Origin of the sequence: Arthrobacter sp. SLBN-112 (genome assembly GCF_030944625.1) — a bacterium.
Lineage (GTDB): Bacteria > Actinomycetota > Actinomycetes > Actinomycetales > Micrococcaceae > Arthrobacter.
On sequence record NZ_JAUSXY010000001.1, the window covers coordinates 1,166,663 to 1,179,129 of the forward strand.

A 12,467-nucleotide genomic window follows, 5' to 3' on the forward strand; every position below is an offset into this window, starting at 1 on the left:
CTCCGGAGCCCAATCTCTCCGGGAGTTATAGACGTGTTGTGGCCTTTTTCGCTTGCCGGCACCGCGCCGACGTGGCTGGTGGTGCTCCTGGGTTTCGCGGACCTGGTCATCAGGGTCCTGGCCCTGGGCATAATCCCCGGCAATCGGCGGCCCACCACGGCCATGGCCTGGCTGCTGGGAATTTTCTTCATCCCGTTTGTAGGCATCGTCCTGTTCCTTTTGTTTGGGAACTTCCAGCTGTCCAGCCGCCGCCGTGCCCAGCAGGAACAGGTCAACGACCGCGTACGGGCGGGCATCACCGCACTCTCGGACGTGGAAAGCGACTACCCCGGCCCGGAGTGGGTCACATCCGCCGCTGAGCTCAACCGCACCCTGGGTTCGCTGCCCATGGTGGATGGTAATTCCGTGGACCTGATCCCCGGCTACCCGGACTCCATCCTGGAAATGACGCACGCCGTGCGGAAGGCGAAGAAATTCGTCAATGCCGAGTTCTACATCATGAGCTCGGACCATGTGACCAATGACCTGCTCACCGCCATGGAGGAAGCCGCCGAGCGGGGCGTGGAAGTGCGGCTCCTGTTCGACCACATCGGTACGCTGCGCATCAAGGGCTACCGGAAGCTGCTCAAGCGCCTCAGGTCGGGCAAGATCCAGTGGAGGCGCATGCTTCCGCTCCTGCCCATCCACGGACAGTGGCGCCGGCCGGACCTGCGCAACCACCGAAAGATCATGGTGGTCGACGGCGAAATCGCGTTCACGGGGTCGCAGAACCTGATCGAGCCCTCCTACAACAACCCCCGCCACCGCAAGGCCGGCCGTGAGTGGGTGGAGCTGATGGCGTGCCTGCGCGGACCGATCGTGACCACCCTGAACGTTGTCTTCGCCACCGACTGGCTCAGCGAGACCGACGAATCACTGGAACACCAGCTGCAGCTCCCGGCTAACCCGGAGCCCGGCCACGTCACGGCCCAGGTGGTGCCCAGCGGCCCGGGGTTCATCACGGAAAACAACCTGCGTCTCTTCAACACGCTCATCTACTCGGCGCAGCACCGGATCTCCATCTGCAGCCCGTACTTCGTCCCCGATGATTCACTGCTTTACGCCATCACCACCGCAGCCCAGCGCGGCGTTGACGTGGAGCTGTTCGTATCCGAGAAGGGCGACCAATTCCTGGTCCACCACGCCCAGCGGTCCTATTACGAGGCCCTCCTCGAAGCCGGCGTGCGCATCTACCTGTACAAGGCCCCGTTCGTGCTGCACGCCAAGCACTTCACGATTGATGACGAGGTGGCGGTCCTGGGCTCCAGCAACATGGACATGCGCTCGTTCTCGCTGAACCTTGAGGTGTCCGTGATGCTCCTGGGGGAGGACATCGTGAACAAGATGCGGGCGGTGGAGGATACGTACCGGGGCATCTCCCACGAACTCAGGCTGACGGACTGGCTCAACCGGCCGCTCGCCGCGCGCTATGTGGACAACGTGGCCCGCCTGACCGCCACCGTGCAGTAACCGGCCGGCCCGCAGGGGTCAGTCGTCCGGGAACTCCGCCCCCAGGGTGGAGAGCACACCGAAGGCCTTGGTCCGGATCTCCTCGTACTCCTCCTCCGCCACGGAGTCCGAGGTGATGGCACCGCCGACGCCGAGCGTCAGGTCCGCCGCTCCGCCACCCCGGGCGTCAATCACCAGGGTGCGGATGGCGACGGCGAGATCCGTCGCCGAGTTCAGTGAAAAGTACCCGATGGCCCCCGAGTAGAGTCCGCGGGGTCCGGCCTCCAGCCGGTCCAGGATGGCCATGGTACTGATCTTGGGGGCGCCGGTCATGGAACCTGCCGGGAAACAGGCCGCCACCGCCTCGGCCCGCGGCGCCCCGGGGAGGAGCCGGGCGTCAATGGTGCTGACCATCTGGTGGACGGTGGCGTAGCTCTCGATCGCGCAGAGGCGGCTGACCGTCACGGAGCCGGGCACCGCAAAGTGGCTGAGGTCGTTGCGCAGCAGGTCAACGATCATGATGTTCTCGGCACGGTCCTTCAGCGACGCAGCCAGGTCCGCACGCAGTTGCGAGTCTTCCTGCGGATCAGCAGCCCGGCGGCGGGTGCCCTTGATCGGTTCGGCGCGCATGCCGCCGTCGGACGCTATTTTCAGGAACCGCTCGGGCGAGGTGCTGGCGACGGCCAGGCCGCCCAGCCGCAGGTAGCTGGCGAACGGGGCCGGGTTGCGGCGGCGCAGCGCCAGGTAGGTGGTCCAGGGATCCAGGGTATCCGCCGGGATCCGGGCTTCCAGGGTGGTGGTCAGGCAGACTTCGTAGGTGTTTCCCTGCGCGATTTCGTGCTGCGCGGCGGCGATTTTGGCCCGGTACAGGGCGCCCGTATCCCGGCTGCGGAAAGCGGGCGGTCCTGGACGTACGACGCCGGTGCTGCCGCCGGCGGCCGCGGCGCCCACCGCCCCGGCCGGACCTGAGGCGGCGGCGTGCACGGCTGTCCGCGCCCGGGCCAGCCACTCGCCGGCGTCCGGTGCTTCAAGGGCCAGGAGCCAGGCGGTGCGTTCGGCGTGGTCCAGCACCACGGCGCGGCCGGCGAAGATCAGGGCCGCGTCCGGGGTGGGCGCGGCAAGGTCACTGCCGCCGGTCTCGCGCTTGAGCTCGTAACCCAGGCAGCCCAGCCAGCCCAGGGTGAACTGGCCCGGATAGTCCTCGGGAGTCCGCACCGCCCGCCGGCCCCACACGGTATTGAGCCAGCGGAAGAAGGGGCCTGGAACCTTCACCATGGACGAGCCTGCACTGACCAGGCTTACCCCCGCACGGTGCGTGACAAACTGCCCGAACGTTCCGGCGTCGTCCGCCATGATGCTGAACCGGCTGCGTTCGGCGGGGGTCCTGTCCTGCCCGGGGCCTTCTGTTGCGTCCCGGTGGTTGGAGGAGTCCAGCCAGACGGCGTTGGGGGAGCTGCCATACAGGGAATGGAACAGGGCCGGCGCGTCCGGTGCCAGGTCCAGGCGTTCGGCGTGCAGGCGGAGGCCGCGGCGGGCAGAGAGTTCCGGCGCGAGGACCGGTGCCAGCGCAGGCAGGTACGGGAGGAGCCGCAACAGGTCAACGGGTGCGGAGCCGTCGGCGAGGTTGTTGACGCGGAGGTCTGCCCGGCCGGGGACGTCGTCGCGGTCCAGCCATTCTTCTTCCTGGGCTGCCCACTGGTCCCAGAACGGTGTGTAGGTGTCGCCGTCCCGGTCAAGGGCGCGGGTCCGGCGGACATCGTCCGGTGACTCCGCCCAGATCACAGCGCTCAGGAAAGGGCGGGCAGCCTCCGACGCGGCGCCCACGCCCTCCACGATGACGATCTCCGCGGGCAGTGTTACCCGGGCGTCGCCGTCGTAATGGTTTGCCCAGTCCCAGCTGGTCCAGGTGGCGGCCTCGCCCCGGCTCAGCGGCGTGAGCACGGTAGAGACGTAGCGCTCGACGCCGGCAGCGAGCCCGTCCCAGCCCGGGTAGATGTCCTCGAGGTGGAACAGGGACACCTTGTGGTGGGCGCGGAGCAGGGCCGCGAGTTCGACTCCGAGGGTGGTCTTCCCTGCGCCGGAGCGCCCGTCGATGGCGATGATGACGGGGGCTGGGCTCATGGACTAGAGCGTACCGTTTTCAGTGTGCCTGCCGCTGCAGTTCAGTGTTCCGCAGGGCTTCGGCCTTGATGTGGTCCACGATCCCGGGGAGGGCGGAGTGGATCTGGTGCCAGACGGCGTCGAAGTCCGCGTGGCCGCCGTACCAGGGGTCCTCGATGCCCTGGTCCAGCCGGTCCCGGCCGGCCATGGCGGGATCGAAGCTGCGGAGCATCCGGATCTTTTGGAGGGCATCCCGGCCGGGGGCTGCCTCGGTAAGCCAGGCGTAGTGGTCGATGTCCAGGGCCAGGATCAGGTCCCGCTCGCTGAACCAGCGTGGGTCCCATTCCCGGGCGACATGGTTTTCGGAGGCCAACTGTGCGGCGGCAAGCCGGCGGGCGGCCCGGGGATCTATGGGCCTGCCGGCCTCGTACCCGGTGGTGCCGGCAGAGTCCACCTCCACCAGCCCGTCCAGCCCTTCGCGTTCCAGCGCTGCCGCGAGCATGAGCTCAGCCATGGGGGACCGGCAGATGTTGCCGGTGCAGACGGTGATAACACGGTATGGGCTCGACGTTGAGTTCATGAGGCTAAGCATGCGCGCTGGTTGCCCGTCTTGGCTAGCGGCCTGTTCACAATGCTTTACCGGTTTGTAAAGATGCATTACTGGCTGTCATATGGGTACGGGTCCTGTGGCTGTTGAGCCGGCCGCTTGCTGCTAGTGGATCAGGGCCAGCAGGATGCCAACGCCCACGAAGAGCGCACCGAAGACCCTGCTGAGGACGATTTGGCCCCGCTCGGTGCTGGTGAAGCGCTGGAAGGACCTGGCGGCTGCGGCGAAAAAGAACCACATCACCAGGATGTCGATGAACACGATGGTGGCGGTGAGCACCGCGTATTGCGTGAACAGGGGTTGCTCCGGCCGGATGAACTGCGGAGTGAACGCCAGGAAGAACACGATCGCCTTCGGGTTCAGCAGGTTGACCCAGAATCCGCGCCGGAAGATGGACCACGCCGGCTCATTGCGCAGGGCGGCGGCCTCCTCCCGGGCGGCCGTGGGCTTGCTCAGGAACTGGCGGATGCCCAGGTACACCAGGTAGGCGGCACCGGCGTAGCGGATCACATTGAAGGCCACGGGCGAGCTTGCCACCAGCACCCCCACACCCAGGGCCACAATCAGCACGTGCACCACCAGGGCCGCCTGCTGGCCCAGGATTCCCCAGATGGACCGGCGGAACCCCGCGTTCAGCGAGTTGCTCATGGTGTTGATGGCCCCGGCACCCGGGGTGAAGCTGATGAGGGCGCCGGCACCCGCAAGGGCCAGCCACAGGGAAGATTCCACTCATCAATCCTAGGGCGGGCAGCACGCCCCGGCTTCAGCGCTAGGCCCGGGCGATGACTTCGCCGTTGGGGATCAGGAACCAGCCGTCGTCGGTGGAGCCCCAGCGGTGCCAGCCGGCGGAAATCCTGGCCAGGTCCGCCGGGTTGGCGAATCCGTATTCCAGTGCCTGCTCGGCGAAGGCTGAGTGCAGCACCCGCTCACCCCACACGCGCGCCTGCCAGCGGCGCTGTTGGGCCGTGGCGTACAACCAGTTGCTGCTGCTGGGGGCGACGTCGCTGAACCCCGCGGACTGGGCCCAGCTGACCAGCCGGCGCCCGGCGTCGGGCTCTGCTCCGTTGCGGCGGGCAATCCGCTGGTACAGGTCCATCCACTCGTCCAGCTCCGGGATGGCCGGGTACCAGCTCATCCCGTGGAAGTCCGCATCACGGACCGCCACGATGCCGCCGGGCTTGGCCACGCGGCGCATCTCACGCAAGGCCTCCACGGGGTCGGTCAGGTGCTGGAGCACCTGGTGGGCGTGGACGAGGTCGAACGTTTCGTCGGCGAAGTCAAGGTCGTAGATGTTGCCGGCAACGAATTCAACGTTGGGAACGCCGCGTTCGACGGCGAGGGCCTGGGCCTGGGCGATGATGTCCGGCGAGCGGTCCAAGCCGGTGACGTGCCCGGGGTTGACCAGCGCGGCAAAGTCGCAGGTGATGCTGCCCGGCCCGCAGCCAACGTCGAGCAGCGCTGTTCCCGGCGTGAGGTGCGGGAGGACGAACGCCGCGGAATTTTCGGCGGTCCTGGCGGCATGGGCGCGGACCACCGATTCGTGGTGGCCGTGCGTGTAGACGTCTTCCTCTGGCTGCTGCGCACTCATAACCAAACGCTACTCCCAACCGGGCTGCGGTTGCCGCTCCTCCGGGGCGCCAAACCACAAAAACCGGGGCTTATCCGGGTTGGCCGTCCTTGGGTTGTTCGTCGTCGGAGGCGGCCCGGGCCGCGGCGGTGGCCTCGATCATCGCGGTCATGAAGCGGGTCACCGTTTCCAGCTCCGCCGGGGAGAACCCCGCCATGGCGCCGTCCATGTGCTGCGCCAGCGGGGCGAAGATGGCGCCGCCTTCCCGGAAGGCCTTGGGCGTCATCTTCAGCTGGACCTGGCGCCGGTCCGTTGCGTGCCGTTCGCGGACCACGTGCCCCGAGTTGTCCAGCCTGTCGATCAGTGCCGTGGTGGCGGGAGAACTCAGGTTCAGTTCCTTCCGCAGCACGCCGGGGGTCACCACCTCGCCCCTGGCGGTGTGGCGCATGATCACCGCCAGGGCATTCATGTCCGTCCGGTGCATGTCCTTGCGGTCTCCGGCCGCGTCCACGTACCGGTTCGCCTCGATGGTGAACTCCTGCAGAAGCCGAAGCAGGGGGTTCGGCGGGCCGAATTCGGGTCCGGCCTGGGGGAAGGCTGGGGACCCGGGGGCACTCTGTCCAGCCATGCCCACCTCCCTTCCGCCGTTAACGATCGCGTTCCTGCCGGGCCTTTTCTGCCCGACCGTACTGACGGATATTACTTCAGCCGCCTGAGCCTCGGCCCTTACGTACGGTCCGGACCTACTGGCGGCGCACTCAAAAAAAGCTTGACTGGCACTTATCTCTATCATGGAGATAATCTATGATGGAATCAATACTACCCACGGCACCCCTGATGGAAGGCATCATGAAACGAACAAAAGTCGCAGAGCGTGTCCCGTTCTGGCTGCGGTGGCTCATCCCCCTCGTCCTGGTCGTGGCCTGGCTGGGACTCGCCGGGGTGGGCGGCCCCACGTTCGGCCGCCTGGACGAGGTCTCCAGCAATGACCAGGCATCCTTCCTGCCCGCCAGCGCCGAAGCGACCGAGGCGCAGGACTGGCAGGCAAAGTTCCGGGACTCGGACGAGGTCCCCGGCATCATCGTCATCGAAAACACGGCCGCCTTCACCCCCGCAGAGCTGGGAGAGCTGGCCACGCTCAAGACCAGCCTCGAAGGCCTCAAGCTGGGCAGCACCGTGATCGGCCCGATCCCGTCCAAGGACGCCAAGGCCGTCCAGTTCGTTGTCCCCATCGGTTCCTCCACCGAGGTCAAGGACGCCGTCAAGGAACTCCGGGACACGGTATCCACAGCAGCACCGGCGGGAACGCAAACGTTCGTGACTGGACCCGCAGGGCTGGCCGCCGACCTTACCGCCGCGTTCGGCGGCATCGACGGCATCCTGCTGCTCGTGGCCCTGTCCGCCGTCTTCGTGATCCTGCTGATCGTCTACCGGTCCCTGCTGCTGCCCGTCATGGTGCTGCTGACCTCCGTCTTTGCCCTCTGCGCGGCCATCCTCCTGGTCTTCGGCATGGCCAAAGCCGGCTGGATCCAGCTCAACGGCCAAAGCCAGGGCATCCTCTCCATCCTGGTGATCGGCGCGGCCACGGACTACGCCCTGCTCTTCGTGGCCCGCTTCCGGGAAGCGCTCGCCCACACCACCAACCGGACCGCCGCAGTCCTGACCGCCTGGAAGGCCTCTTTCGAGCCCATCCTGGCCTCCGGCGCCACCGTGATCATCGCCCTGCTGTGCCTGCTCTTCTCGGACCTCAACTCCAACAAGGCCCTCGGCCCGGTTGCCGCCGCCGGCATCCTGTGCGCCCTGTTCGCCGCGCTGACCCTGCTGCCCGCACTGATGGCGCTCCTGGGCCGGGCCGCGTTCTGGCCCTTCCGCCCCAAACTGGTCCCCGCCGACCAGCGCGAACCCGAACTGGTCACCGGGCTGGAAGGGCAAAAGGGCCTGTGGCGCGCCACCGGGTCCCTGGTGTCACGCCGGCCCAGGACTGTATGGGTGGCTTCCGTCCTCCTGCTCCTGGTGGCCGCCGGCGGCCTGCTGCAGCTCAAAGCCAACGGCGTGCCGCAAACGGACGTCATCCTCACAGCCTCCAACGCCGTTGACGGCCAGGACGCGCTGGCGCGCCACTTCGACGCCGGCAGCGGCAGCCCCGCCGTCGTGGTTGCGGACCAGGCCAAGGCCGCCGAAGTACTGGACCGGGTCAAAGCGAACGACGGCGTGGGCGAGGCTTATCTCCTGGCCCCGGGCAGCGTGCCCATCACCGGAGCCCCCGGAGCTCCCGGCACCCCGGACGTGAGGGACGGGAAGGTCCTCATCAACGCCACACTGAACGACGCGGCGGATTCCCTGCAGGCCGAGGAAACCATCAAGGCCCTCCGCAGCGAGGTCAAAGCGGTTGATCCCGGTGCGCTGGTGGGCGGCGTCACCGCCACGGCCCTGGACACCAACACCACCGCCCAGCACGACCTCGTGGTCATCATTCCCGTGGTCCTGGTGGTGATCCTCTTCATCCTGATGCTGCTGCTGCGCTCCATCGTGGCCCCGGTCCTGCTGGTGCTCTCCGTGGTGCTGTCCTACGCCGCCGCGCTCGGTGTGTCCGCGTTCGTCTTCAACAACATCTTCGGATTCCCCGGAGCGGATGCCACTGTCCCGCTGTTCGGCTTCGTGTTCCTGGTGGCCCTGGGCGTGGACTACAACATCTTCCTGATGAGCCGGGTCCGGGAAGAATCGCTCAAGCACGGCACCAGGCCCGGGATCCTGCGGGGCCTGGGCGTGACCGGGGGCGTGATCACCTCCGCGGGCGTGGTGCTGGCCGCCACGTTTGCCGCCCTTGGCGTCATCCCCATCATGTTCCTGGTGCAGCTGGCCTTCATCGTGGCGTTCGGCGTGCTGCTGGACACCGTGCTGGTGCGCTCGCTGCTGGTACCGGCGCTCGCCTACGATATCGGCCCGAAGATCTGGTGGCCCGGCAAACTGGCCCGCGCCCAGGCAGGGCCGGGCACCCGGTCCCGGGAGCCCGGCGTCGAGCCCCGCACGGAGGTCCCCACCCGCTGACGCTCAACCCTGCCGCCGCCACCAGTCCACGGTGGCGGCGGCAGCCGCGTCCAGGGGAGTGGGCCGGATGCCGAGGGCGGCTTCCGAGCGCGCCGAATCCATCACGAACGGGTGCTCGAACTGGTAGCGCGTCTCCGCCAACTCCCGCATGTCCGTGGAAAAGAACCCCGCCGCCCGCAGGGCCCAGCCAGGCAGGACGCGGACCTTGGGTGCCCGCACACCGGCAGCCTGGGCGAAGGCCTGGACAAGCTCCCGCTGTGTCAATGCCGGTCCGGTGGGAGCGTGCCATACCGAATTCCAGGCAGCGGGACTGGCGGCCGCGGCGATCATCGCGGCGGCGAGGTCCGGGACATAGGTAAAGGAGTGCGGCCGGCCCGCGCTCCCCACCACGCTGACATTCCGGCCGGCAAGTACGGGGACCACGATGCGCTCGCCGCCGTGCGCCATCCGGACCCGCGGGCCAAAGAAATCGCCGGCCACCACGCTGACGGTGGACGCTGCCGACGCCTGCCTGGCCTGGAGCAACGCCTGGAGCAACTGGGTGCGCACGCCGCGTTTGCCGCCGGTTGCCCGGCGCGGGGCGTCCTCGGTCATCACGCGGTCCGGCTCGCTGTAGGAGTACAGGCTTTCCGGAAAGACGACGACGGTGCCCGCCTCATGCGCCGCGTTCAACACCGCCTGCTCAGCTGCAGGCAGTTCGGCCTCCCAGGCTGCAGCGCTGTAGGACGAGCCGTGGATGCAGTGGAAGACGGCATCCACGCCGGCAACGACGCTCCGGAGCATTTCCGGATCCTTTGCGTCTCCCTTGATCAGCTCGATCAGCGGATGTTCGGGCCCGCTGCCGGACCGGGTGACCACACGGACGTGGTGTCCATCGGCCGCGAGCTGTTCGGCAACCGTCCAGCCCACCGGCCCCGCACCGGTGACGACATAGTTCTTGCGCATGTGTTCCTCCTGGGAAAATTCATTGCGAGAGCGGTGCTCTCGGTAACAGCATGAGCTGAGTGCGTCGGTCTTGTCAAGAGCACTGCTCTCATTTGATGCCACCGCTCTCGGTTGTGGCATGCTGGAGCTTGTGACGGACACAGAGAAAACGGACGCAACGGCCACCCCGGCGGCTTCCGCCCGGGCCCTGACGCCCAGGCAGCGGGCCCGGACGCAGACCGTGGCCGACATCGTCCGGCTGGGACGGCGCCACCTGGCCCTGCATGGGGCCGCGGCACTCTCCCTCAGGGCAGTGGCCAGGGACCTGGGGGTGGTGTCCTCGGCGGTGTACCGCTATGTGGAAAGCCGGGATGAGCTACTGACGCTGCTGCTGATTGATGCCTTCAACGAGCTGGGGGACGAGGTGGACGCCGCCATCGAGGCCGTTCCAGGCGATGACCATGCCGGCCGCTTCATGGCCTGGGGCCGAGCCGTCCGGACGTGGGCGCTGCGGGAGCCTGCCAGCTACGCGCTCCTCTTCGGCAGCCCGGTGCCCGGCTACAACGCCCCCGCCGAACGGACCACCGGCCCCGGCACCCGCGTGATAATCGCACTGATCGGCATTCTGGAGTCTGCCTTCCGGGCGGGACGGCTGGCCGTGGAGGGCGGGGCGCGGGCCGGGATCCCGGCCGCGCTCCAGGCCGACCTGGCGGCCATCCGAAAGCAGTTCGGACTCACCGTCCCCGAGGAACTCGTGGCCCGGGGGCTCCTGGTGTGGAGCGCAGTGTTTGGTGCCGTCAGCTTTGAGGCCTTCAGGCAATACGGGCCCGACACCTTCAGTGTTCCGGCCGAACTTTTCGACCACAACCTTGCCGTCCTTGCCGGTGTCGCGGGGCTGCAGGCATAGGCGTCCTGCGAGGGGGTGCGTATAGCCCTGTTGGCAGCCGTGCGGCGTCGGTAGACTGCCAGTGCGCCCGCCCGGACGCGGAGTCTCGAAGGAGAGATGCACCATGACTGAGAACCCTGAAGTTGAAGTGGAGGAAACCCGCAAGGGCAGCAGCGCCCCTGGCCTGGAGGGTGAAGGCGGCCAGTACGTGGACGGTGGACTACGGAACCGCGGGCACCATCAACGAGCCGGAACCGGAATCGGACGGCGAATACGAGGAAGGCAACTACGGCGACGCCGGAACCACCGGAGGCGCGCGCACGGAAGACGCCATCCGCGAGGGCCTGACCGACGGCCAGGTCCAATCGACCGCGGAAGAGCGTGGTCCGTTGCACGGGCGTCCGGACTCCGACCGGTAAGCACCCCTGCCGGCCCGTTTCCCGCGCAGCTGCGTGACGGGCCGCCGTCGACATTCCCGGGCAGGCATGCCTAGCGGCGGGCGGATTCCGGAACTGCGCCCGCGGCGATGCCTTCCGTGGTGTCCGCGTGCGGTCCGGCGTCCGTGGGCGCCACTGTGACGTCCGCTGCCGGTTCGGCATCCTTGCTGCGGGCGCGGCTGATCGCAGCGACGGCGGCCAGGACCGTCACCAGGCCGCCATACGCGTAGGTGGTGACCGGGAGGGACAGCATGGGGGCCAGCAGGCCGGCCAGCACCGCCGGAACGCCGAACGCCGTGTAGGCCACCACGAAGAGCGAGGCGAACGTACCGGCACGTTCGTGGTCCTCCACCAGCGGGCTGATGGACCGGATCACGCCCATGAACGCCGTGCCAAAGCCGGCGCCGGCCACCACTACGGCAGCCAGGAACAGGCCGAACGAGTCCAGTCCGATGGCCAGCAGGGACAGCGCGGTCCCCAGGGCCAAAGCCGTGGTGCCGAAGATGGTGATGGTGCGGGCGCCGAACCTGTGCAGGCAGGCAGCTGTGGCGGCGCCGGTGCCGGCCAGGATGGTGATCACCATGCCTTGCCACAGGTGCTCCTTGATGCCGAACGTGGTGTGGACGATCGCGGCGCCGAGCGAGAGGTACAGCCCGCCCGTGGCCCAGCCGGCAAACACGGCCGGGGCGCCGGAGATGAATCCGCGGCGGGCGGCGGGCGGCAGGGTCAGGTGGGGCTTGAGCGAGGCCGTCACCCCGGGGGTCCGGGGCGAGGTTTCGGGGGGCGGCCCACACCAGCGCCGCGAACACCGCGTACAGGACGGTCAGCGAAACGAAGACCAGGGTGCGCGGCTCCGCCAGCAGATCCAGCAGCAGCCCGGACATCAGGGCGCCCAGTGCCAGGCCGCCCAGCGGCGCCACGGTGTTCCAGGCGGCACTGGAGCCGGGGTGGTCCTCGGCTTCCAGGTCCGCGATGGTTGCGGAGAGCGTGGTCAGCAGGATGCCGCTGGCGATGCCCTGCAGTACGCGGGCCACCAGGAGCATGGCCAGTGAATCGGCCACCAGGAAGGCCGTGACGCTGCATGCGAGCAGGATGAAGGCTGCGCTGATCACCGGCCTGCGGCCCAGATGGTCCGAAATGGAGCCGAAGACCAGCAGGGCTGCCAGCAATGCCACGGCGTAAACGGCAAAGATCCCGGTGGTTGCCACGGGCAGCAGGTGCAGCTGCTCCTGGAGGGTGGGGTAGAAGGGCGACGGCGCGCTGGCTCCGGCCATCATCGCTGCCGTTGCAGCCGCGATCAGGACAAAGCCCAGCCGCCGGCGGGCCTCTTGGGGCCGGACTGCGGGGGAGTGCGTCAAAATGAGCCGCCTTCTGCGTAGGTGGGGGTGGTTCGAAAATAATCGAAACATC

General features: G+C 68.0%; 11 protein-coding genes and 1 pseudogene. 4 read left to right on the plus strand and 8 right to left on the minus strand.

The window, feature by feature from the left end:
• The first annotated feature begins 33 nt into the window (after nucleotides 1-33).
• Nucleotides 34-1,509 carry a cardiolipin synthase gene (cls, locus tag QF050_RS05430; protein WP_374121502.1) on the plus strand — a complete coding sequence of 492 codons (1,476 nt, stop codon included), beginning with the start codon at nucleotides 34-36 and terminating at the stop codon, nucleotides 1,507-1,509.
• Nucleotides 1,510-1,527: 18 nt separating this feature from the next.
• Here the strand turns inward: cls and pabB are convergent, their stop codons facing one another.
• From pabB to QF050_RS05455, 5 genes are all read right to left on the minus strand, one after another.
• On the minus strand, nucleotides 1,528-3,609 hold the full coding sequence (gene pabB / locus QF050_RS05435) for an aminodeoxychorismate synthase component I (RefSeq protein WP_308929505.1): 2,082 nt from the start codon (nucleotides 3,607-3,609) through the stop codon (nucleotides 1,528-1,530).
• A gap of 19 nt (nucleotides 3,610-3,628) precedes the next feature.
• Entirely contained in the window at nucleotides 3,629-4,168 is a 540-nt protein-coding gene (locus QF050_RS05440) for a low molecular weight protein-tyrosine-phosphatase (protein WP_308929506.1), read from the minus strand.
• A 132-nt stretch (nucleotides 4,169-4,300) separates the two neighbouring features.
• A complete protein-coding gene (locus tag QF050_RS05445) occupies nucleotides 4,301-4,924 on the minus strand; it encodes a LysE family transporter (RefSeq protein WP_308929507.1) in 624 nt (207 codons plus the stop codon).
• 40 nt (nucleotides 4,925-4,964) lie between these two features.
• Nucleotides 4,965-5,783 (minus strand): methyltransferase domain-containing protein, encoded by an 819-nt coding sequence (locus QF050_RS05450; RefSeq protein WP_308929508.1) that lies wholly within the window; start codon nucleotides 5,781-5,783, stop codon nucleotides 4,965-4,967.
• A 70-nt stretch (nucleotides 5,784-5,853) separates the two neighbouring features.
• Nucleotides 5,854-6,390 (minus strand): MarR family winged helix-turn-helix transcriptional regulator, encoded by a 537-nt coding sequence (locus QF050_RS05455; protein WP_308929509.1) that lies wholly within the window; start codon nucleotides 6,388-6,390, stop codon nucleotides 5,854-5,856.
• A 221-nt stretch (nucleotides 6,391-6,611) separates the two neighbouring features.
• On the opposite strand from QF050_RS05455, the gene QF050_RS05460 reads away from it, so the two are divergent.
• Complete coding sequence (locus tag QF050_RS05460) at nucleotides 6,612-8,810, plus strand: efflux RND transporter permease subunit (protein ID WP_308929510.1); 2,199 nt, start codon at nucleotides 6,612-6,614, stop codon at nucleotides 8,808-8,810.
• Between the two features lie 3 nt (nucleotides 8,811-8,813).
• Here the strand turns inward: QF050_RS05460 and QF050_RS05465 are convergent, their stop codons facing one another.
• Nucleotides 8,814-9,755, minus strand: a complete 942-nt coding sequence (locus QF050_RS05465) for an NAD-dependent epimerase/dehydratase family protein (protein WP_308929511.1) — start codon at nucleotides 9,753-9,755, stop codon at nucleotides 8,814-8,816.
• A 130-nt stretch (nucleotides 9,756-9,885) separates the two neighbouring features.
• Between QF050_RS05465 and QF050_RS05470 the strand changes: the two genes are divergently transcribed.
• The gene (locus QF050_RS05470) at nucleotides 9,886-10,641 is read left to right on the plus strand and encodes a WHG domain-containing protein (protein ID WP_308929512.1); all 756 of its coding nucleotides are present in this window, start codon (nucleotides 9,886-9,888) and stop codon (nucleotides 10,639-10,641) included.
• Between the two features lie 194 nt (nucleotides 10,642-10,835).
• Complete coding sequence (locus tag QF050_RS05475; RefSeq protein ID WP_308929513.1) at nucleotides 10,836-11,039, plus strand: hypothetical protein; 204 nt, start codon at nucleotides 10,836-10,838, stop codon at nucleotides 11,037-11,039.
• A 70-nt stretch (nucleotides 11,040-11,109) separates the two neighbouring features.
• Here the strand turns inward: QF050_RS05475 and QF050_RS05480 are convergent, their stop codons facing one another.
• The gene (locus QF050_RS05480; protein WP_308929514.1) at nucleotides 11,110-11,811 is read right to left on the minus strand and encodes a hypothetical protein; all 702 of its coding nucleotides are present in this window, start codon (nucleotides 11,809-11,811) and stop codon (nucleotides 11,110-11,112) included.
• Between the two features lie 43 nt (nucleotides 11,812-11,854).
• A pseudogene (locus QF050_RS05485) lies at nucleotides 11,855-12,466 on the minus strand (MFS transporter); the annotation flags it as partial.
• Nucleotide 12,467 lies beyond the last annotated feature (1 nt).